This window comes from Mycobacterium sp. TH-M25 (assembly GCF_057473665.1).
Genome location: NZ_JBYCLA010000246.1, coordinates 1 through 21,146, shown reverse-complemented (window position 1 = coordinate 21,146; position 21,146 = coordinate 1). Strand labels below are relative to the sequence as shown.

Annotated in this window: 21 protein-coding genes and 1 pseudogene; 9 read left to right on the top strand and 13 right to left on the bottom strand. The window is 64.0% G+C overall.

Annotated features, from left to right (window positions below):
* Window positions 1–190: 190 nt before the first annotated feature.
* The 6 genes and pseudogenes from AC2VOU_RS08250 to AC2VOU_RS08225 form a co-directional block, all read right to left on the bottom strand.
* Window positions 191–775, bottom strand: a pseudogene (locus AC2VOU_RS08250) (ATP-binding protein); the annotation flags it as partial.
* Window positions 772–1,296 (bottom strand): hypothetical protein, encoded by a 525-nt coding sequence (locus AC2VOU_RS08245; RefSeq protein ID WP_486956933.1) that lies wholly within the window; start codon window positions 1,294–1,296, stop codon window positions 772–774. The pseudogene AC2VOU_RS08250 and the gene AC2VOU_RS08245, both read right to left, overlap by 4 nt.
* 741 nt (window positions 1,297–2,037) lie before the next feature.
* Window positions 2,038–2,202 (bottom strand): hypothetical protein, encoded by a 165-nt coding sequence (locus tag AC2VOU_RS08240; RefSeq protein WP_486956932.1) that lies wholly within the window; start codon window positions 2,200–2,202, stop codon window positions 2,038–2,040.
* 91 nt (window positions 2,203–2,293) lie between these two features.
* Window positions 2,294–2,752, bottom strand: coding sequence for a helix-turn-helix domain-containing protein (locus AC2VOU_RS08235; protein WP_486956941.1), 459 nt, complete (start codon window positions 2,750–2,752; stop codon window positions 2,294–2,296).
* 230 nt (window positions 2,753–2,982) lie between these two features.
* Complete coding sequence (locus AC2VOU_RS08230; protein WP_486956931.1) at window positions 2,983–3,144, bottom strand: hypothetical protein; 162 nt, start codon at window positions 3,142–3,144, stop codon at window positions 2,983–2,985.
* Between the two features lie 347 nt (window positions 3,145–3,491).
* Window positions 3,492–4,235 carry a hypothetical protein gene (locus tag AC2VOU_RS08225; protein WP_486956930.1) on the bottom strand — a complete coding sequence of 248 codons (744 nt, stop codon included), beginning with the start codon at window positions 4,233–4,235 and terminating at the stop codon, window positions 3,492–3,494.
* 372 nt (window positions 4,236–4,607) lie between these two features.
* Here AC2VOU_RS08225 and AC2VOU_RS08220 point away from each other — a divergent pair, with 372 nt between their 5' ends.
* From AC2VOU_RS08220 to AC2VOU_RS08205, 4 genes are read left to right on the top strand one after another with little or no spacing between them, the layout of a single operon-like run.
* Complete coding sequence (locus AC2VOU_RS08220; protein ID WP_486956929.1) at window positions 4,608–5,057, top strand: transposase; 450 nt, start codon at window positions 4,608–4,610, stop codon at window positions 5,055–5,057.
* The gene (locus AC2VOU_RS08215; protein ID WP_486956928.1) at window positions 5,054–6,055 is read left to right on the top strand and encodes a transposase; all 1,002 of its coding nucleotides are present in this window, start codon (window positions 5,054–5,056) and stop codon (window positions 6,053–6,055) included. The genes AC2VOU_RS08220 and AC2VOU_RS08215 overlap by 4 nt, the downstream gene beginning before the upstream one ends.
* A gap of 20 nt (window positions 6,056–6,075) precedes the next feature.
* Window positions 6,076–6,948 (top strand): cytochrome P450, encoded by an 873-nt coding sequence (locus AC2VOU_RS08210; protein ID WP_486956927.1) that lies wholly within the window; start codon window positions 6,076–6,078, stop codon window positions 6,946–6,948.
* Window positions 6,945–7,157: a ferredoxin gene (locus AC2VOU_RS08205; RefSeq protein WP_486956926.1), complete on the top strand. Its 213-nt coding sequence runs from the start codon at window positions 6,945–6,947 to the stop codon at window positions 7,155–7,157. The genes AC2VOU_RS08210 and AC2VOU_RS08205 overlap by 4 nt, the downstream gene beginning before the upstream one ends.
* On the opposite strand, the gene AC2VOU_RS08200 is transcribed toward AC2VOU_RS08205, so the two are convergent.
* The gene (locus AC2VOU_RS08200; protein ID WP_486956925.1) at window positions 7,143–8,240 is read right to left on the bottom strand and encodes a LuxR C-terminal-related transcriptional regulator; all 1,098 of its coding nucleotides are present in this window, start codon (window positions 8,238–8,240) and stop codon (window positions 7,143–7,145) included. The two genes, AC2VOU_RS08205 and AC2VOU_RS08200, sit on opposite strands and share 15 nt — an antisense overlap.
* A gap of 176 nt (window positions 8,241–8,416) precedes the next feature.
* Here AC2VOU_RS08200 and AC2VOU_RS08195 point away from each other — a divergent pair, with 176 nt between their 5' ends.
* The 5 genes from AC2VOU_RS08195 to mmsB all read left to right on the top strand — a co-directional run bounded on the left by AC2VOU_RS08195 (window position 8,417) and on the right by mmsB (window position 14,052).
* Window positions 8,417–9,574 (top strand): acyl-CoA dehydrogenase family protein, encoded by a 1,158-nt coding sequence (locus tag AC2VOU_RS08195; RefSeq protein WP_486956924.1) that lies wholly within the window; start codon window positions 8,417–8,419, stop codon window positions 9,572–9,574.
* Between the two features lie 444 nt (window positions 9,575–10,018).
* Window positions 10,019–10,288, top strand: coding sequence for a cytochrome C oxidase subunit IV family protein (locus tag AC2VOU_RS08190; protein ID WP_486956923.1), 270 nt, complete (start codon window positions 10,019–10,021; stop codon window positions 10,286–10,288).
* A gap of 171 nt (window positions 10,289–10,459) precedes the next feature.
* Window positions 10,460–11,980: a CoA-acylating methylmalonate-semialdehyde dehydrogenase gene (locus AC2VOU_RS08185; protein WP_486956922.1), complete on the top strand. Its 1,521-nt coding sequence runs from the start codon at window positions 10,460–10,462 to the stop codon at window positions 11,978–11,980.
* Window positions 11,981–11,994: 14 nt separating this feature from the next.
* Window positions 11,995–13,155 carry an acyl-CoA dehydrogenase family protein gene (locus AC2VOU_RS08180; RefSeq protein WP_486956940.1) on the top strand — a complete coding sequence of 387 codons (1,161 nt, stop codon included), beginning with the start codon at window positions 11,995–11,997 and terminating at the stop codon, window positions 13,153–13,155.
* Between the two features lie 9 nt (window positions 13,156–13,164).
* Window positions 13,165–14,052 (top strand): 3-hydroxyisobutyrate dehydrogenase, encoded by an 888-nt coding sequence (mmsB, locus tag AC2VOU_RS08175; RefSeq protein ID WP_486956921.1) that lies wholly within the window; start codon window positions 13,165–13,167, stop codon window positions 14,050–14,052.
* A 15-nt stretch (window positions 14,053–14,067) separates the two neighbouring features.
* On the opposite strand, the gene AC2VOU_RS08170 is transcribed toward mmsB, so the two are convergent.
* The 6 genes from AC2VOU_RS08170 to AC2VOU_RS08145 form a co-directional block, all read right to left on the bottom strand.
* Window positions 14,068–15,162, bottom strand: a complete 1,095-nt coding sequence (locus tag AC2VOU_RS08170; RefSeq protein WP_486956920.1) for a Rieske 2Fe-2S domain-containing protein — start codon at window positions 15,160–15,162, stop codon at window positions 14,068–14,070.
* Window positions 15,159–16,154, bottom strand: coding sequence for a PDR/VanB family oxidoreductase (locus AC2VOU_RS08165; protein WP_486956919.1), 996 nt, complete (start codon window positions 16,152–16,154; stop codon window positions 15,159–15,161). Before AC2VOU_RS08165 ends, AC2VOU_RS08170 begins: the two co-directional genes overlap by 4 nt.
* Before the next feature lie 93 nt (window positions 16,155–16,247).
* The gene (locus AC2VOU_RS08160; protein ID WP_486956918.1) at window positions 16,248–17,726 is read right to left on the bottom strand and encodes an aldehyde dehydrogenase; all 1,479 of its coding nucleotides are present in this window, start codon (window positions 17,724–17,726) and stop codon (window positions 16,248–16,250) included.
* A gap of 13 nt (window positions 17,727–17,739) precedes the next feature.
* Window positions 17,740–19,071, bottom strand: a complete 1,332-nt coding sequence (locus tag AC2VOU_RS08155; protein WP_486956917.1) for a cytochrome P450 — start codon at window positions 19,069–19,071, stop codon at window positions 17,740–17,742.
* A 179-nt stretch (window positions 19,072–19,250) separates the two neighbouring features.
* On the bottom strand, window positions 19,251–19,580 hold the full coding sequence (locus AC2VOU_RS08150) for a hypothetical protein (protein ID WP_486956916.1): 330 nt from the start codon (window positions 19,578–19,580) through the stop codon (window positions 19,251–19,253).
* Between the two features lie 402 nt (window positions 19,581–19,982).
* On the bottom strand, window positions 19,983–21,146 hold a 1,164-nt coding region (locus AC2VOU_RS08145; RefSeq protein ID WP_486956915.1), incomplete at its 5' end, for a wax ester/triacylglycerol synthase domain-containing protein.

Here is a 21,146-nt window from a genome sequence, read left to right as displayed (position 1 = left end):
CTTCACCGACGTCGACGTCGACGTCACGCCCGACCTCAGAGTGTTCCGTGAACTCTGGTTGCACCGACACCGCGCACGACTTAGTGCCTCATGGGCGGTGATGATGTACCGCGAGAGCAATAAGCGCCTCACAGAAGGGGCAACTGGCGAAACGATGCACGATTACCTCGATGAGGAAATGAAAGGCCTCGGCCTCGACGGTGCGGTAAAGCCCTTCGGCGGCGTCCGCGCCGACCGGCAACAGGCCTACGTCGTCGATGACGATGAGCTCGGCGCGCACGATCTTGGCCACCGCCTTGCCCAGGGAATCATCAGCGCGGTGTGCCCGGACGAGAACCCCGATCTGTTCGAGGGTGAACCACGCCACCGGCATCCCGGCCTTGATCACTTTCTGCCCCAACGCTTCGCAGAAGAACGTCTTGCCGGTCCCGGCGGGCCCGCAGACCACCAAGTTCTCCCGACGCCGCACCCATACCAAAGTCTGCAACGCATGCTGGGTGGGTAACGGTATCGACGACGCAGCCGGGTCCCACACATCGAAGGTCTTCCCGGTCGGGAAGCCGGCGGCTTTGCGGCGTGACGCCAGCATGGAGCGGGCCCGGCCAGCGGACTCTTCGGTCAGCAATGCTTTGATGACTTCGGTGGGGTCCCAGCGTTGCGTTTGGGCGGTAGCCAAGACGTCGGCGGCGATCGCGCGGGCGTGCAGCCACCGCAAGCCACGCATCAGCGATTCGACCTCGGCGGGCAGCTGTGTGGCAGTTGTGGTGGTGGTCATGCGATGCCCGCCTCATCGGCGTCGATGATGTTGCGGCCGAACAGGTTCCATCCTCCGGTGCCTTGAGCTAGCGAGGTGTCTTCGTCGGCGCCGCGACGGGTGGGGTCCATGCCCTTGCTGGCGAGGACGGAATCGAGGTCGCCGGTGGCGAAGCGGCCGTGCACGGCGGCATTACCCAAGGCCCAGTCGACATCAGCACGCCCGGCGAGTGCGGACAGTTCCACGGCGTGGGCCATCTTCTGCAGGATCCGTTCGGTACCGACAGCGGCGGCTTCTTTGAGCCATACCGCTGCACCCGGTCCCAGCGCCAGGAACGTCTGCTCGCTGGCGGTGCGGGCGCGGATCCGGTAGTCGCCGGGAACCTTGTCGACGTGGCCGGGGAAGTGATCCTCGTCGATGGCGGGGCTTCCCGGTGTGGCACGGGGGTGCCGCGCCACTTCGATCGGTCCGCCGTCATCGAGGGCGCAGATGACGACTTCGTCGGTGCCGTCGTGATGTCGGATCCAGACGCTGTGGCCCAATAGTGTTGCTGGTAAGGAGTATTGGCAGTTGTTCGAAGGTGACCATCGGGGTGTTGTCGGGGACCCGGCGGGTCACCCCCAACGCGGCGGTGTGCGGCAGGTCGGGCACCGCATGCAAGGCAGGACGTTCCTGCGAAAGCATCTCGATCGGACGGCGACCCGCAGTGCGGTCCACGCGGGAATTGATGTCGGTGACGAACGCCGCGCACGCGGCTTGGACGTCGGTGAAAAAATCGTACTGGGTCAGCAGGTTCAGTGTCGGTGGGCAGATAGGTCGGAGCACCACCGAGGATCCGGAAGATCCGGTCCAGCCCGGCGAAGACACTGGGTGCGGTCCGGTCGCGCAAGGCGATCACCACTCGGTATCGGCTCCACGCCAACCACGCCACTAACAGCACGATCTTGCGGCCGGCGACCAGCGGGCCGTCGGCGAAGTCGTACTGCAGCCACAGTCCGGGCTCGGTGATCCAGGGCCGGTGCACGCGTGTATTGCCCAGCCGCCATTGCGTTTTAATATCCGCCAACGCTCGACGGGTGGTGCGGTCGGTGCCGGTAAATCCCAACGCGATCAGTCGTTCGTGGGCTTTGTCGCCTCGGATCTTGCCCTTCGAATCAGCGACCCAGGTCTCAAGGAGGTCGCGCCAGTCGTCAATCATCCGGGCCCTCCGGGTGGCCGGCGGCAACTCGGGGTTGCGGTCGTCGACTGCTTTCTTGACGGTGTGGTGCGAGCAGCCGCACAGCTCAGCTGCGGCGCGGTTGTTGGCCGTCGCTGAGGATGACGATGACGCCGTCACGGTGAATGACGACGAATTTGTGGCCGCTCATGGGCAGCGTGACGCGATGGTCGGCGGGGTGATTGGGGTCGTGGCCGTGCTGACTGAATGGCCCGGCGTTGTTGGTGACCACGAACGGTGTTGGGGCTGGGTTCGGCGCTGCGGGGCGATGTGCGGGCGCAGCGAGGCCACCCCGGACCGATAAGTCCGGGGAAGTCGCGCGATCAGCCTGGCGGGGCGAGCAGCCTGCCGAGGGTGTAGATGCCGACCATCGTCCAGGGCGGGTCGGGCAAGCCGAGCCGGTGGTGGTCCCAGTAGGCGGCGGCGCAGAGCACCGACAGGGTGTCGCGCAGTTGGTGGCCGATGAATCGCAGTTCGGCGAAGGCGTCGGGTGCTACCGCGATCAGCCGCCGGGCTCCACGCTTGTACATCCAATGCTGGTGCTCGGGTGTGGCGCGGCGCAGCCAGCGCCGCACGGTCGACTCCGATCGGTGAATGCGGGTCGCGACGCGCCGGTAGCCCAGCCCGTTGGCCTTGTGCAGCAGCGCCTGCCCGATCACCTCGGTGGTGTCGGCACGGCGGGCCTGGAATGCCGTCGACAACACGATGTGGGTGGATTCGCAGTCCGAGCAGCGCACCCGCCGTGGTTGCAGCGTCACCGTCGTCGTGCCGTGGGAGCGGATCGTGCGGCGCCGTCCAAACCCCCATTTGGCGAGCCGGCCGCCGCATCGTGGGCAGTGCAGCGTCCCGGCGGCGAGATGGTCCTCGGCCAGCTCGGCGGTTCGAGCGACGATTACCGCTGCGGTCGACAGTCATGGTTCACCAGCCTTGCCTACCACGATCGGATTCCGGCAGGGGTCAATTCGTTTTGAGGCCAACCCATCTGGCCGCCGATCGTCACTGTGGATGACAATCAAGGATTCTGCCGTCGCCATGCACACCATCCGGCGGCTACGGTGCAGCGCTCACCGGGGAGCCCGACATTCATGTGCACGCCGATGATGCAGACGAACACCGTCCCCTGTGGTGGTCCGTCGGCATCCTCGCTGACGATCAAGCGGTCCGTGGTCGCCATCCACCGCGACGGTCAACACGCGGTAGGAGCCGGTCAGATCGTAGGCATTGAGTATGTCCATGAGTTCTCCGTCAGACTTCAAGTAGGTCTCTCCTCCGGGGGTTCGGTTCGACTAGGCATCGACATCGAAACCGCAGGAGAGGCCGCGACGGCGCTGACGCGCCGGGCGGGATCAGATAGGTCTGGGCAGATTCATGGCCGCCAGCGGGCACTTTCGTGTCCGCCAGTGGGCAGTTTTTCATGTCCGCCGACATTCTGTCGCGCGGGATTGATTTCCGTGGCACCGCAAGTGGTTAACCGCGGTCAACTCCTCGCGGCCGACGCCGGAAGCGCGCTGCCTCCAATTGTCAGCTGGAGTCAGCGGCGGATGCAGGTGCGGGAATCAGTCTCGGCTCGGGTGGACGCTTGAGCTCCTTCAGCATGTACCACGTCGTCAAAGATATGTACGTGCCCCAGATGAACACCGGCACATAGAACGCCAGCAGCCCGTGATAGGCGAACGGTCCGCTTTTGAAGAACGCAGGGCCTGCCGCGAAGAACAGCGTCGAGGCTCCGGCAAACGTCAGCCAGGTGAGCCACCGCGGGATCATCGGTTCGGACCGGTGATCCATCAATTCCACGACGCCGGACGCGAGCATTTCTATGGCCAGATAAATCCAGCCGAGCAAGAAAGCGAACCACGCCCAGTCGCTAAAGGCCTGGCTGACGTCCGCCCCGCTCTCCTTCCGATAAGCGCTGACGATCCACGCACATGCATTCAGGAAGACGATCAACGAGATGAAGATTCCGCACACTGCTGTGGTGAGCGACCAAAGTGGCCAACGGCCCTCGATCTTTGCGAGCATGATGCCGAACACGATCGAGCCGGGCGTAAGTAGCCCGGCGGCGATATAGAACAGCGTGCAACCGACAATTACGCCCCAGTGATGCGTCTCGGAAAACCACACCTTGGTGGCGTTGGGACCGAGGTCCGCGCGGGCGGGCATGTAGAAGTGAGCGATGCCCAGCCAGCCAACCGCCGTGAGCAGAAGAAAGATCCAGTTGCACCAGAGACCGAACTTTAAGGAGCCTCTTTGCTCTCGGTCCTCCATAGCTAATCCCCTTGCATGATGCGATAGGATATGCGGAAGTCAATCATACTAATGGTCTGACCAAAATCAATACCGAGCTGGCTCCGCTTGCGGCCAACGGCGTTTGTGGTCCGCCGAAGCAGCACCATGCGAGCACCCCCTCATCGTGATTGCGGACGCAGGAATGTGCGATCACGGTGCCCTGTTCTCGGAGATTTTCCTCACGCCTCAACGGCGACCGGGTCGCCCGACTATCCGCCAATGTACTTTCGGAGACGCTCCGAATAGTTCGCGTTGAAATCGGTGTAACGCTGTCGAAGTCGATCACCTCCCTGACTGTCAGGCTGTAGTGAGACACCGCGAACTCGCGGAGTTTCGACAGGAGACAGCCAGATGAGTAGCAACATTGCGGGCACGATCTGCCCCGACGAAGAGTCGGCGACCGGTTCACTTGACGACGTGGCGGATCCGGCTCCGCGCCCGGTTCGTCGGTCGTTCACCGCAGCGTATCGGGCTCGTGTGGTGGCGGAGTATGAGGCGGCCCCGCGCGGGGAGAAGGGCGCGGTGTTGCGGCGGGAAGGCCTGTATCAGTCGCAGATCCGGGAATGGACCGCAGTCCGCAATGCGGTGGCCCAGGGAGCGCCGGCACCTCAACGCCGGCACAGGCCTTCAGACTCATCGGAGCCGAAGAGTGAAGGCGACTGGCTGCGGGTAGAGAACCGGCGGCTGACCCGCGAGTTGGCGAAGTCGCAGGCGGTGGTGGAGATCATGGGAAAACTGCAAGGGCTCTTGGAGGCGATCTCCGAGAGCACGGCCACGCCGACACCGTCGGCACGGCGTTGAACACCGCCTTCGGACAGCTGCGCACCGCGGGGGTGTCGACCAGGGATGCGTGTGTGCTGATTGGGCGCTCCCGGGCCACTCACTACCGGCACCTGCAGCCGCCGGTGCACGGCCCGCCACCGGCCCGGGCGTCCCCGAACAATGGCCAAGCACTGTCGGTCGCCGAGCGGGAAGCGGTGCTGGCGTTGATCAACACCGAGGCCAACGCGGATCTGTCGATCGGCCAGATCTGGGCACGTGAACTCGACGCCGGCACCTACCTGTGCTCCCGGTCGACGATGTACCGCATCGCCCGTGATGCCGGGCAAAGCCGGGAACGGCGCCGTCAGGCCACCCACCCGGCGAACGTCAAACCCGAGCTACTCGCCGACGGGCCCTCCCAGGTTTGGACGTGGGATATCACCAAGCTCCGCGGCCCGGACAAGGGCGTCTTCTACCAGCTGTACGTGCTCATCGACATCTACTCCCGCTTCAACCCGTCCTGGATCCTTTCCCCGGTCGAGGACTCCGAGCTCGCCAGGGACTTCATCGCCGAGGCCATCGACCGCAACGGCGCCACCCCGCACACCGTGCACGCCGACCGGGGCACCTCAATGACCTCCAAACCGGTCTCTGCGCTGCTCGCCGATCTGGGGGTGACCCGGTCACACTCGCGGCCCCGGGTGTCCAACGACAACCCATTCTCCGAGAGCCAGTTCAAGACATTGAAGTACCTGCCCAACTTCCCCGCATCCTTCGCCAGCCTGGCCGACGCACGCCAGTTCTGCGCCGGCTTCTTCTACGAATACAACTACGTACACCGCCATTCCGGGATCGCTTGGCACACACCAGCATCCGTGCACTTCGGGACCACCGAGGCGATCGATGAGGCCCGTCAGATCACCCTAACCGCGGCCTACCACACCCACCCCGAGCGCTTCGGGCGCCGACCGCTGCCACCGCAGATGCCCACCCAATTCTGGATCAACCAGCCAGCACCCGAAACCCAAATAAACTGACCATCACTGTCTCACTTGACTTGACAAATTCCGTTGCCGCGGCAGCGCAGAAAGCGCGCGACGGCGTGGAGGTCGATTTCGTCGAAGACATCTCCAAGCCCCTGCCCGTCGAGATGTTCGGGGACATGTTCGGCGTGCCAGCGGAACTGCGCGCCGAGGTCGCCCACGCCGCTGACGAGACCCAGGCGTGGGCCGATCCGATTCTCCTGGGCGGGCGTGATCCCGCCGAGGTGCAAGTGGAGGGCGCCCTGAAGATCCACGACATCACCGAAGAACTCATCGGGGCGCGCCGCGCGATGCCGGCCGACGATCTACTCACCGGCCTGGTCAACGCCGAAATCGACGGCGAACAGCTCACGGACTTCGAGATCGGCGCCACCATGGTGTTATGCGCGATCGCCGGCACCGACACCACTCGGCATACCGCAAGCTTCGCGGCGAAAGCGCTGACCGACTTCCCTGAGCAGCGGCAGTGGCTGTGGGGTGACTTCGAGAACCGGATCGACTCAGCGACGGAGGAATTCCTCCGCTGGGGATCCGTAGTCCAGAATTTCCGTCGTACTGCCGTCTCGGAATACACCCTGGCCGGTCGACAAATCTTGCCCGGCGACAAGGTGGTGCTGATGTACAGCTCGGGAAACCGCGACGCAACAGTGTTCGACGATCCGGACACCTTCAAGCTGGACCGGAGTCCTAACCCTCACATCGCGTTCGGCGGCGGAGGTACCCACTTCTGCCTAGGCAACCAGTTATCCAAATCCATGCTGCGCTCACTGTTCCGCGAGCTGAGCCAACAGATGCCCGAATTCATCGCTGGCGTACCGACTTTGGTGAAAACCAACTTCATCCGAGGCATCGTCAACATGCCGTTCGACCCGAAGCTGCCGCGGTGACGGCGGCTAGGTGCCGCGTCACCGTCGACAGGTTTCGGTGCACCGGGATCGGATTGTGCGAAGCCAGTTCGCCGGATGTCTTCGAGATCGGCGACGACGGCCTGGTAACCCTGGTGGGTGAGGACTTCGATCTCAGGCGGCGTCAGGAACTCGAGGAGGCGGCAGTGAATTGCCCAACGCAAGCCATCACCATCTCAGTGATCGGCTGAATGATAGAGCCGCGACACCGCCTCGGCACGATTGCCCACCCGAAGCTTGCGCAGAATGTGCTTCACATGCTGTTTGACGGTGCCCTCCGAGATCACCAGGGTCGTAGCCACAGCCGCGTTGGTACAGCCCGCCGCCATCAGCTCGAGCACCTCGACCTCGCGTCGAGTCAGCACATCGCGCACCGAGCGCAACGCCGCCGACGAGAGCATCGGGACGGGCCGATCGCTGTTAGCTTGCGAGATATCCAGCGAGACAGCGTGAACGCCAGCCAGCGCCTGTTCGGCGTCGGCGGCCGCGAGCTTAATCGCGTCTCCAGCAGATTGGAGCTGCCCGACGACCGTGGCCCGGCTCAGCGCCAGCCGCAGCCCATGCGAGAAAGCCAACAACACCTCGCGGTCCGTGACGTCGGTGTCGCGGCCCTGGAGGTACCGATCGGCGTGCAGCAGGCCGACCACCCGGGCGCGGGAAAGAATTGGCGCTGCAACGTAGGAACGCGACAGGGAAGCGTCGGCGATGGGCCGGTGCACCCTGGACTCATCCTGGACGTCGGTGACCACGATCGCCTGACGCCGGCGCACGATCTCGGTCTCGAAAAGGCCGGGCACCAAAGCTTGTGGCTGTTCTTGGCCGACCCTGTTGATGGCCTCCGCCCAGGCGGGGTCGTCGGCGATGAACACGGCTTGCGACACCCACATTCCGTCGCCGACGTGGGAGATGATGGCCCTGTCGAACCCGAGGTCGGCGATCAGCCTAGGGGCCATGGTCACCAATTCGTCGACCGAGCATGGTGCCGCTTCCAGCCGAGCCAGCACATCGCCGAGCCGATGACCGATCTCGCTCTGTTGGAGCTCGCACGTGGCCAGCAGCGCGTGGTTGACGTCGGCGAGCCGGTGCAGCGCGCCCAGCAACTCAGCGGCAGCCCCCGAGGATGATTCGGCCAGCACCCCATGCAACGCGTCCCAGGCGTCGTCGATGAGCGCTCGGGCATCATCCGCGCGCAATGTGCTCCGCGGATCATCGCCGTCCACCACGCTGCGCAGGCCATCGAGGACCGCGCGCACCTGCGACTCGTTGTGATCCACCGCACAATCCTAAGGCAGGAACTGTAGATGAATCCCGGGACGCATGCTCTGACCACCCCCACCCTGAAAGGGCCCCAGTGACAGCGTCAAAAACCTCTGCCAGGACCTCCTCCCTCATTGGGTTACCCCGAACCTCCGACCAGCTTTATGACGATGTCCTACTGCCCGACGAGACCGTGAAGATCCGCACCGAGGTGCGCGACTTCGCCGAGCGGGTATTAGCACCACGCGCGGCTGAACTGAACTGCGCCGAGGAGTCCAAAGCTGCTTTTCCCGCCGACATCCTGGCCGCGATGGCCGACGCGGGCCTCTACCAGCTGCCGTACCCCTCCGACGTCGGCGGTCGCGGTCTGGAGTTTCCGATGCTGGCGGCAGCGACTGTGCTCGAGGAGATGGCCTACTTCACGCCCGGTGTGGCCTCAGCGCTCTACGACGGCCAGGCACTGCTGGTCGGCCGCACGCTGGACGCGGCCCCCGCCCACATTCGCGGCGAGTTCCTGCCTCGGCTCGTCCGCGGTGAAATCGTCGGCTCGTTCGCCACCAGCGAACCGGAGGCCAGCACCGACCTGTCGGCAGAAGCGATGCGTACCAGCGCGACCCGTGTCGCGGGTGGGTACCGGCTCACCGGACACAAGCGCTGGATCACCAACTCATGCGCGGCCGACATCATGACGACGCTGTGCCTGGTCGACGGTAAGCACGCGATGCTGCTAGTGGACATGCACGCCGACGGGGTCGTCGTCGGCGAGCCCGACAAGAAGATGGGCAACCGATTGCAACTGACTTCGGACGTCAAGTTAACCGACGTTTATGTGGCAGAGGACCACGTGATCGCCGAACCGGGACGCGGTCTGGCTGCAGCGCTCAAAAGCCTCACCCTGGGCCGGATCGGCGTCGGCGCCATGGGTGTCGGGATGGCCCAATGCGCCTTCGACCACGCGGCAGCACACATGCGCCGCCGCAGCGCCTTTGGCTCGAAGCTTGGCGCACTCCAGCACTGGCAATTCCGGATGGCCGAGCACGCGATGACGCTGGAGTCCGCTCGCGCGCTCTACCAGAAAGCCGCCCGCAAATCCGACGCCGGCGTCACCCCGGAGCCCGAAGCCGCGATGGCCAAGGTAACTGGCAGCCGCGCCGCGGTCGATGTCGCCCGTGACGCAATCCAGGTCCATGGCGGCTACGGGTTCGTTCGCGAGCAGACCGCCGATGGCACCACCAACCACCTCGAATCCATCTGGCGCGACAGCAAGGTCGGCGAGATCTACGAGGGCGCAAACGAAGTGCAGCTATGGAGCATCGCCCGCGTCGCCCTCGGACGCGACCTGACGGGCTGAAAGACAAGAGTCACCGACCGACTGAGGTTCGACAGCTCGCGGCGTCCGGGAACGGGCTGGTGACAGCGCACCGCCACCTTGTTGAGGCGCTGCGATTCGGATATAGCTGGCGTCGTTTGTAATAGGTTGGCTTACCATGTCCGCGAGGGCTGAAATGAACGGGAACTTTCGCCGTGGATACCTCTGCGTGTGCTCACCTGAGTTGGCCCGGCGGATTCCAGTGAACGTCGCAACACCGAGGTCATTCGGAGGTTGCGGGGGGAGCTGGGCTCTGTTGCATGTACTCATCGGCTCAGCGTTGCTGACTTGGTGGCATGCTGAGATGAAGCGTCGACGACCTTGGTCGAATTGTCGGCTCGTTGCCGAAGGCGTGGCCGTGTACTGGAATATGGTCGATCTGCTGTGGATAGCGATCTTCGCCTCGGTTTACCTGGTTGGCCAGCAATGACTTTCGGTATACCGACGCGAGCAACGCTAGTTTGGCTGGCGTTGATGATGGCAACCTGCGCGACATGGTGGCTGGGTACAGGGCAAGCCGGCCACCGTGGTGCAACGTGGGAGGTTCCGTCACTCATAGTCGTTGCGTGCATCAAGGTCCACCTGGCGGGCCATGAGTTCATGGAGTTGCGGGGCGCACCAGTCGCGCTGCGTGCTGCATTCTCGATATGGACTGCGGCCCTGGGCATCCTCGCCTCTCTATTCGCGGTCACGTAGCGGATCTAAGTCGCAACGCTTACTCAGCACTTCAGGCAACGGCGGGCGAGCGCCTATCACTCCCGCGAAGCATGGCCTTTACCACTTCTGATGCATAGACGACAAAGCAGATCGTTTACTAGGATGTCCTAGTAAACCTATCTGCTTCTTTCTCCATGCCCGAGGGACGCCATGAATCAAAAGATTCCGCATTTCATCGACGGACGCCGCAGCAACCTCTCGTCGACCCGGACCGCGGACGTGCTCAATCCGAGCACCGGCGGGGTGCAGGCGCAGGTCTTGCTGGCGTCGGCCGCCGACGTCGACACCGCGGTGGCCTCGGCCAAGACGGCGCAAAAAGCGTGGGCGGCGTTCAACCCGCAGCGCCGCGCCCGGGTTCTGATGAAATTCGTCGACCTCGTCAACGCCCATGTCGACGAACTCGCCGAGCTACTCAGCCTGGAACACGGCAAGACGGTCCCCGACGCTCGCGGCGACATCCAGCGCGGCATCGAGGTCATCGAGTTCGCGATCGGTATCCCGCATCTACTCAAGGGTGAGTTCACCGAGGGCGCAGGCTCAGGCATCGACGTCTACTCGCTGCGCCAGCCGCTCGGCGTGGTCGCCGGCATCACCCCGTTCAACTTCCCGGCGATGATCCCGCTGTGGAAGGCCGGGCCGGCGCTGGCATGCGGAAACGCTTTCATTCTCAAGCCTTCTGAGCGTGACCCGTCGGTGCCGCTGCGGCTGGCCGAGCTGTTCGCCGAGGCCGGTCTGCCGCCGGGGGTGTTTCAGGTGGTCCAGGGCGACAAGGAGGCCGTCGACGCGATCCTGCACCACCCCGACATCCACGCCGTCGGCTTTGTCGGCAGCTCCGACATCGCGCAGTACATCTACTCCACCGCCGCCGCGAACGGCAAACGGTCGCAGTGCTTCGGCGGCGCCAAGAACCATATGGTCGTGCTTCCCGACGCCGACCTGGACCAGGTTGTCGACGCGTTGATCGGGGCGGGCTACGGCAGCGCCGGTGAGCGGTGCATGGCGATCAGCGTCGCGGTGCCGGTGGGCAAGGAAACTGCGGACCGGCTTCGCAATCGGCTGGTCGAGCGCATCAACCAGCTACGCGTCGGGCACAGCCTGGACCCGAAAGCCGACTACGGCCCGCTGGTCACCGAGGCCGCACTGGCGCGGGTCCGCGACTACATCGGCCAGGGCGTGCAGGCGGGTGCGGACCTGGTGGTCGACGGCCGTGAACGCGCCGCCGATGAGCTGACCTTCGACGACACCAGCCTGGAGAAGGGGTTTTTCATCGGCCCGACGCTGTTCGACCACGTCACCACCGACATGTCGATCTACACCGACGAGATCTTCGGACCGGTGCTCTGCATTGTGCGCGCCCACGACTACGAAGAGGCGCTGCGGCTGCCGAGCGAACACGAATACGGCAACGGGGTGGCGATTTTCACCCGCGACGGCGATGCCGCCCGCGACTTCGTGTCCCGCGTGCAGGTGGGCATGGTCGGGGTGAACGTGCCGATCCCGGTGCCGGTGGCTTATCACAGCTTCGGCGGCTGGAAGCGTTCCGGCTTCGGCGATCTCAACCAGCACGGCACCGCGTCGATCCAGTTCTACACCAAGGTCAAGACCGTCACCCAGCGCTGGCCATCGGGCATCAAAGACGGGGCCGAATTCTCCATCCCGACGATGAAGTAGCGCCGGGCATGCCACTGTTTGATCTGGACGACGACGAACGGGTCATCACCGAGACCGCGGCTGCGTTCGCCGCCAAGAAGATCGCCCCGAACGCGCTGGAATGGGATGCCGCCCACCACTTCCCGATCGATGAGCTGCGTGAGGCCGCGGGCCTGGGGATGGCGGCGATCTACTGTCGCGACGACGTGGGTGGCAGCGGGCTGCGCCGACTGGACGGGGTGCGGATCTTCGAGCAACTGGCCATGGCCGACCCGACCGTCGCGGCGTTCCTGTCGATCCACAACATGTGCGCCTGGATGGTCGACGCGTTCGGCACCGACGAACAACGCAAGGCCTGGATACCACGGTTGGCGTCGATGGACGCGATCGCCAGCTACTGCCTGACCGAGCCCGGCGCGGGCTCGGACGCCGGTGCGTTGAGCACCCGCGCGGTCAAGGCAGGCGGCGACTATGTGCTCGACGGCGTCAAGCAGTTCATCTCCGGAGCCGGCGCCTCCGACGTCTACGTGATCATGGCGCGGACGGGCTCCAGCGGCCCGCGGGGTATCTCGGCGTTCATCGTCGACAAGGGTTCACCAGGACTGAGTTTCGGTGCTCACGAAGAAAAGATGGGCTGGAACGCCCAGCCCACCGCGCAGGTCATTCTCGACGGCGTGCGCGTGCCGGCCGACGCGATGCTCGGCGGCGCCGACGGCGAGGGCGCCGGCTTCGGCATCGCGATGAACGGCCTCAACGGTGGCCGGATCAACATCGCCGCCTGCTCACTCGGAGGCGCACAGGCCGCCTACGACAAGGCGGCGAACTATGTTGCGCACCGCGAGGCGTTCGGCGCTGCGCTGCTCGACGAGCCCACGATCCGGTTCACCCTGGCCGACATGGCCACCGCGCTGGAGACCTCGCGCCTGATGCTGTGGCGCGCGGCGGCCGCATTGGACGACGGCGCCGAGGACAAGGTCAAGCTGTGCGCGATGGCCAAACGCTATGTCACCGACTCGTGTTTCGACGTCGCCGACTCCGCGCTGCAACTGCATGGTGGGTACGGCTATCTTCGCGAGTACGGTCTGGAGAAGATCGTGCGCGACCTTCGGGTGCACCGCATCCTGGAGGGGACCAACGAAATCATGCGGGTGGTCATCGGACGGGCCGAGGCTGCCCGGATCCGCACCGGCGCGTAGGAGGGCACAGTGTCGACGGTGGCGTTTTTGGGGCTGGGCCACATGGGCGGCCCGATGGCGAAAAACCTGGTCGACGGCGGCCACACGGTGCGGGGCTTCGACCCGGTGCCCGCGGCCGCCGACGCCGCGAAGGTCAACGGCGTCAAGGTGTTCGACAGCGGGACCGAAGCGGTGACCGGGGCGGACGTGGTGATCACGATGCTGCCCAACGGCGAAGCGGTGAAACGCTGCTACACCGAGATCTTGCCCGTCGTCGGCGAGGGAACGTTATTCATTGACAGCTCAACCATTTCCGTCGACGACGCCCGCGAGGTGCACGCGTTGGCCGCTTCGCGCGGCGTGGCCCAGCTCGACGCCCCGGTCTCCGGCGGGGTCAAGGGCGCGGAGGCGGGCACGCTGGCTTTCATGGTCGGTGGCGACGACACGGCGCTGGAGCTGGCCCGCCCGGTGCTGGAACCCATGGCGGGCAAGATCATTCACTGCGGCGACGCCGGGGCCGGCCAGGCCGCCAAAATCTGCAACAACATGGTGCTGGCCGTTCATCAAATCGCGATCGGCGAAGCGTTCGTGCTCGCCGACAAGCTCGGCCTGTCAGCCCAGGCGCTCTTCGACGTCATCACCGGGTCAACCGGAAACTGCTGGGCGGTGCACACGAATTGCCCGGTACCCGGACCGGTGCCGACGTCGCCGGCCAACAACGACTTCAAGCCCGGCTTCGCCACCGCGCTGATGAACAAGGACCTCGGGCTGGCGATGGACGCAGTCAACTCGACCGGCTCATCGGCGCCGCTGGGCAGCCACGCCGCCGACATCTACGCCAAATTCGTAACAACCAACGCCGGGCTGGACTTCAGCGCCATCATCGAGCGGCTGCGCGGCGCCCCTGAGCGACGCTGAAGTCCCTGGTTCAACTCACCGTTGAACGGTGCGACGCGGACTCAGTGAGTCTTTTCTGCTCGACGGCGCAAAGCCAGGCCGGAGCGCGGACCGTCCGGCCTCCTTGGCGAGCATCACCCCGACGATGCGACGTGCGCGCAGGGCGGCGGCGTCGGCTTGAAATTCCACGCCGCTCCGCCATCCGTCATAGCCGGAGTGAGCGGATGCCATTTCGAGGGTGGCATTGTCGCGCTGAGAGACGTCAGATAAGAACGACGCCAACCGCATGGCGACAGCATCGCTGTCGAGCGAATAATTACGCGACGCCTGCATGAAAACATGTGTGGAATTCTCGGATTCGGGTGTGATCGCGTGCGTCCGCGTCGTGGTGTAGAGCGCGCCATCGCCCGCGGAGATCTCCCAGTACTGTCGGTGAACTGCCGGTGAGACGAAAGTCCCACTCTCCCGGCGCTTGTAGGCCCGTTCGCGGTCGAGGCCGGTGGCGTCGGCCTCCCAATCGGTGAGCTGAGCATCGGGCAGGTGCCGGGTGTAAGACACGGTGGTCTCGGTGACTTCGACGTCGTTGAAAGCGGGCATGCTGTTGATTTCTCGGGGCACGTCGTCTCTGTGTAGAACAGTCGCGTAGCTGAAATCCAGATAGTGCTCGTGCACCATCATGTAGTTGGCGTCGACCTGCCAAGCGTTCGAAAATGTCGCCCAGGTGGGATCGTTGACCCATCTCAGGTGGGATGGTCGGCTGCTTGCAGCGGCACCGGGCGGCCCAAGCCATATCCAGATAAATGGCGGCTGCTCAATGACCGGATACGCCGTGACTCTCATGCCCGTGGGTACGTGCGGTTGAGCGGGCGTGGACGAGCATGTTCCGTCCGCTTCATAGGTGCATCCGTGGTACCCGCACACCAGTCGATTGCCTTGGACGCTGCTGTGCGACAGCGGGAAAGCCCTATGTGCGCAGCGGTTTTCGAATGCAATGGCGTCACCGTCGCTGCTGCGCCATAGCACCACCTCTTGGCCGAGCAAGCGACGTCCGAGAGGGGAGTCTCCAACCTCCTCGGAGCTGGCGGCGACGTACCAGCACTTCTTCGGGTAATTGGTCTCGGTAATGTTCACAGGTCAAGCACCAGCCTTTTGGTGCACGAGCGCGAGACGCAAATCATCATGACCTCGCCGGCGGCTTTGTCAGCATCGGTGAGCACGGAGTCCCGGTGTTCGGGAGTGCCTTCTAGTACGCGCGCTTCGCAGCTTCCACAAACTCCTTCGTAGCAGCTGCCCAGCGTCGGGATGCCGCGTTCCTCGAGGACTTCGATGATTGATTGGTCTGCGGTGATCTCGATGTTGATCCCAGAGCGCTGACAGACCACCTCGAATTGGTCGAGGGCGCAAGTCGCTGCATCGGTAGACGGAGACTTAGCCGCAAATCGCTCTAGATGCAGAGTGCCTGCCTGCCAGTGGCTGGAGTGTTGCTCGACCGCTGAGAGCAACGGCTCGGGACCACAGCAGTAGACCAGCGTGTTGCCTTCGGGTTCCTTAAAGAGCGATTCCAGATCGAGCAGGCCACGCTGATCCTGCGGCCACACCGTGACGCGGTCGGGATAGCGAGCTGCGAGCTCGTCAGCGAATGCCATGGAGGCGCTCGTACGCCCGCCATACAGCAGGGTCCAGTCGCCACCGGCGCGCTGAACAGATTCAAGCATTGCCAGAATTGGTGTGATGCCGATACCGCCGGCAATGAATCGATACTTCGGCGCGTCGATCAGCGGAAAGTGGTTGCGCGGCCCGCGAACGCGTACCCTTGTGCCTTCTTCGAGTTTTTCATGAACGTAGCGTGAACCACCACGGCTGCCAGGGTCGAGAAGCACGCCGATGCGCCACGTCAAAGGATCGTGCGGATCGCCGCACAGCGAGTATTGGCGGGTGAGTCCATCGCCAAGCATCAAGTCGATGTGGGCTCCCGGTTCCCACCTGGGCAGGTCTTCATTATCTGGGTGGGCGAGGTCGAGCACCACGACGCCTTCGGCTGGTGCGCTTCGGTGCAGAACGATCAGTTCGGACGTGAATTCACGAACATTCGCCCCAGATGAGGCGACGGCAGGCGCAGACATCGTTGAGTAGCTCCGATCCGTGAAATGCGCACGAAATCAGTTCGACGCCAGTCGGAATGCTGCTGCTGACACCAATCCGACTGGCGTCGTGTCTTAGCCGCTCTGCGCCGGGGGCGGCAGGTAGACGGTCTTGAACACTTGGAAGGGAGACAGCCCCTCGGGTCCGAGTTCACGACCGAGCCCGCTTTGCTTTACGCCGCCGAACGGCGCGACGGGGTCATTGACGTAGTGGTTGATGCCGACGGTGCCGGAGTGCACGCGGCGTGCAACGTCGAGAGCCCGCTGGGGATCAGATGACCAGACGCTGCCGCCCAGTCCATAGACAGTATCGTTGGCTAGAGTCACAGCCTCGTCTTCGTCGCTGTAGGGGATCACCGACAGCACGGGCCCGAAGATCTCTTCGCGTGACACGGTCGCGTTGTTGTCCAGATCGGCGAAGATCGTCGGTTCAAGGAACCAGCCGTGATCGAATCCCGCCGGCCGCGACCCACCGGTGGTCATTCGCGCGCCTTCGCTCTTGCCCTTGGCAATATAGCCCTCGACACGTTCACGCTGGCGCTTGGACACCATGGGCCCGATCTTGGTCTCGGGGTCCAGCGGATCACCAATGGTCAGCGACTTGGCCAAATCGGTTATCGTGTCGACGATTTCGTTGTAGCGACTCTGTGGTGCCAGCACTCGGGTGTTGAGCCAGCAGATTTGTCCGTTGTTGAGCAATGTGGCGCCGAAGAACTGCTCGATCGAGCCGGATAAGTCGGCGTCATCGAGCACGATCGCCGCGGACTTTCCGCCGAGTTCCAGCGTCACAGGCCGCAACAGCCGCCCGCAGGCCTCTGCGATCCAGCGGCCCGCGCCCGTGGAGCCGGTGAACGACACCTTGTCGACGCCGGGATGCTCGACGAGATAGGCGCCGACCTCGCGGCCACCGGGCACGACGTTGATGACCCCTTCAGGCAAACCAGCTGCGGCAGCCGCTTCGGCCATCAGGAATGCGTCGAGCACGGTCTCTTCGGCGGGTTTGAGCACGATGCAGCAGCCAGCCGCCAGAGCTGGGGCGATCTTGAGGAACGAAATCCCCTGGGGGACATTCCATGGCACGATGGCGCCCACCACGCCTATGGGCGCCTTCGAAACGAGGGACGTGCCGCCGAGCATGCCAGGTCTCGTCTCCTCGGCTGGCGCGCTGGCGACCAGGCCGCTGTAGTAGCGCAGCAGGAGCGCGGGAAACCCCGCCTCGAATTGTTGTGCGAGCCAGATCGGCATCCCGTTTTGCATCGACACCCGCCGAGCAGTTTCCGCTCCTCGGGCTTCCAGCTCTGCGGCGAACCGCTCGAGGACGTCGGCCCGCTGTTTGGGGTCCCAGCTGGCCCAGCCATCGGGGGAGTCGAATGCCGTTCTGGCAGCGGCGACTGCGGCATCGATATCAGCCTCGGTGCCCCGCGGCACCGACCCGATCCTGTGTTCAGTGGCCGCAGAATGCACGTCGATGGTGTCGTGTCCGCCGGGGGCGGTCCAGGTTCCACCGATAAACAGCTGCGGGTAGTCGATAGTGTGGGTCGTCGTAGAGGTCATCGGTGTCCGCCGTTCAGGAAACTGTGATCTTGGCTGGCCAGTGCTTAAGTCCACCAACGAAATTCGTCTGAGTCACCTTTCCGGGGCCTGCCGACTCAATGGATTCCAACCGGGGCAACAGCTCCTCCAGCATTAATCGCAGTTCCAGTTTGCCGACGTGCTGGCCCGGGCAGGTGTGGGTGCCGAAGCCGAATGCGATGTGGGGGTTGGGTTTGCGGTCGATGTTGAACTCGTCGGCGTTGGCGAAGACTTCCTCGTCGCGGTTACCCGACTGGAACAGAGGCATCAGCCGGTCACCGGCTTTGATGGTTTGCCCGCGCAACGTGTGGTCCGACAATGCCAGGCGCATGAAATGTTTCACCGGTGAGATCAGTCGCAACGCCTCATTGACGAGGTCGGGCACCAAGCTGAGGTCCGCCTTGACGCGGGCCAGTACATCGGGATGTTCAGCAAGCAACTTCAGTGTGCCGGCCAGCGTTGCTGAGGTGGTGTCGTGTCCGGCGGTGGCGAACTCGATGTAACGGCCGTAGCATTCCGTCTTCGTGAAGTGCTCTCCGTCGGACTTCTTCGCGCACGCGATAACGGTCGCCAGATCCTCAGTGGGATTGGCGCGGCGGTCCTCGACGATGGTGTCGAAGTAGCCGTAGTAATCCTGGATGGTCGCGGCGAACTGCTGCGCCATCTGCTCCGGGGTTACTTCGATGTCGTCTCGCTGGTGCTCGGGATCGGCGGTACCGAAGAACTCCTGGGTGAGTTGGAGCATCCGCGGATACTCCTCCTGCGGTATCCCGACCAGCGACATCAGTGCCCGCAGTGGATAGGCCAAAGCGAATTCATCGACGACATCGATTGGTTCGCCGGCCGCGGTGATCTCGACGAGATGTGTGATGGACTCCCGGGCGAGTCCGCGAATCCGTTCTTCGTACTGCTTGAGGCTATTCGGTCGCAGTGATTTGAACACAGCGTTTTTGGCTTCGTTGTGTTCCGGAGGGTCGATGTAGGGCAGGGCGTCGAGTACGCGCAGGCTGCCGCCAAGCATGCTTTTGGTGAACTCGTCGCCGGCCTGGTTGGTCAGGATTGGGTTGTGTGAGCCGGGGTTGTCTGGCCCGCCGCCGGCGCAGAAGACCTCGGCGAGGCTTTCGACTTCCTGTATGTCGGCATGCTTGGTGATCAGCCAGATCGGGTCGTAGCCCTCGACGATGGCCTTGGCGACCGGCATGTGCTCGCGCATCCATTTGTAGGCGTCGAACAACGCGGTGAGGTCTGCGTGCCCCTCGGGCAGCACGATCTGTCGAGCGATTTCGTCGGGAAGGACTGCCGGTTCGGCTTGCTGAGCGGTCGTCATGGACGTCCTCTTTCTATGATCTGGTGTCCCCGTATGCCTCATTCTGTGGCCGAGGCGATTCGGTGATCCAAGTCTCACGCTGGGCTCGGTGTTTGTGCGTCACCATGACGGGGGGTCATCGCTCCCACGTTAGGGGTACCTCGGGTCTGCGAGGGTCCAGATCGGTCGATTCTCGCTGGTCAGTCGACCGGGCAGCCGTCGTCAATCCACTGTTCGATCGTCTCGATATCTTCGGCGGGCATGGGGTCGAGGTAGGCTGGCATGACCGGTTGCACCGCGCCTACAGGAGGGTTGTCGAGGTCGGCGCCGAACGGGGCTTCACCTTTGAGCGACAACACCAGGTTGGAGTTTGCGCCATCTCCGAGGGTCACCAGCTTTCTTCCGCCGACTTTCATCTCGACGAACCGATCGCGGGTGACACCCCGCCAAAAGGGCCCGTGTGATGCAACATCAGCGTCTGGGCCGCCAACCGATGCATCCAAAATGGCAATAACCTTCTCGAAGTTCACGATTTCCCTTCCTCTAACCCGCAGAGTTCTGGCTCTGCGCGAATCGACGTCTTCGGTTGTCGGGCATATCGATTCGTGTCATCGGCAATGGCTAGAGTGCCGCGTCACCGGCCAAGGGCCGCGTGGCCGGCGCCACCGATGTTGTTCTCACATCTAGACGCTTTGCACGACGTACCGCGTACAGTGGAGCCGCCGAGGATCATTGTCGGCGCCTCGGCGTCCGCAGCGCGTCACCACGACGGGGGTTCCTCGCTGCCGCGAAAGGGGCAGCGCCGCCGAGACCACAGCGGTGTAACTCTGATGTTGAGCACACAGACTGTGCCGGATCGCTGGACCTTTTGCCCAAGATTGTTGTTTGGCAATGCCATAACAACCATGTGGTTCCGGCCGAGGATAGGCCGATTAGTCAGGCTTCGCCAACGCGAGGACCTCATCGAAACCCTCGCGCAGGCAGGTCGAGAACGCCGCCGCATCGACAATGGCATCCGGGTCGAAGTTGACTGCGATGCAGCAGGTTCCCTCGTAGGTCAGCATTGTCAGCATGGCGGGAATACCCGGCCGCGGCCCCATCGGATAGACGCGTGTCACGCGCGCCCCGGCCAGATACAGCGGACGACCGATAGCGCCGAGGTTTGAGGCCTGCAGGTCGGCAAGACCGGTCATACCACCAGCGATGCGAGTTAATGCGACTCCAGGTAGGCGGCTGAGCACTGGCGCGATGAGGTCGAGAAATCCAAGAGCGGGTTCGGCGCGTGCGGAAAGGATGAAGTCGTGAATAGCGGCGATGCGGATCGCCGGATCGGGTTCGCCCACCGGGGCCACGAACCGTGCGCCGGCGAACTTGTTGGCGCCCATGGGGTCAGCATCGGTTCGGAGGCTGACCGGTATCGCAACCGGCATGACATCGGCGGAGAGGGAAAGCTTTTCGTGGTAGCGCCGGACACCACCAAGCAGCCCGGCCAAGAAAGCGTCGTTGACTGAACCGCCTGCCGCTCGCCCCGCTGCTTTCAGATCGTCGAATACTACGTCGAAGGTGTCGAGCCGGTAGCCTGCGCCGCTGCCTGTCATCGCGGGGGAGTGAGGTGCTTCCGTTGGTGACAGCACACGCCGCAGCGATGCCGCGAACTTCACTGCTCCGCTGGTGGTTCCGACCGGATCAGCCACAAACCGGCTCGCTGCCAGGACGGTTTCACGCAACGCATCTGCGGGAGCATTGACGATCCGACCCGCGAGACGGTTGATTAACAGGCCCCCCGGGGACTCGGTGCGTCGGGGCGCCGGCGGCGGGGTGTCGTCCACGGGACCGGGCTCACGACTGTAGCCGTGGGCCAGATTGAGAAGCTGAACAAGCCCGACACCGTCGCTGAGGCAGTGATGCGGCTTGAACAGATACGCGGCCCGATCACCATCGACACCGAGCACCAGCAGTGCTTCCCACGGCGGTCGCTCAGGGTCGAGTGGGCGGGCCGCGAATTGTGCTGCTAGATCATGTAATGCCGCGATTGATCCATCGCCCGGTAGCCGCACCCGCTGCAGGTGATACTCGAGCTCGAAACGCGGGTCGGG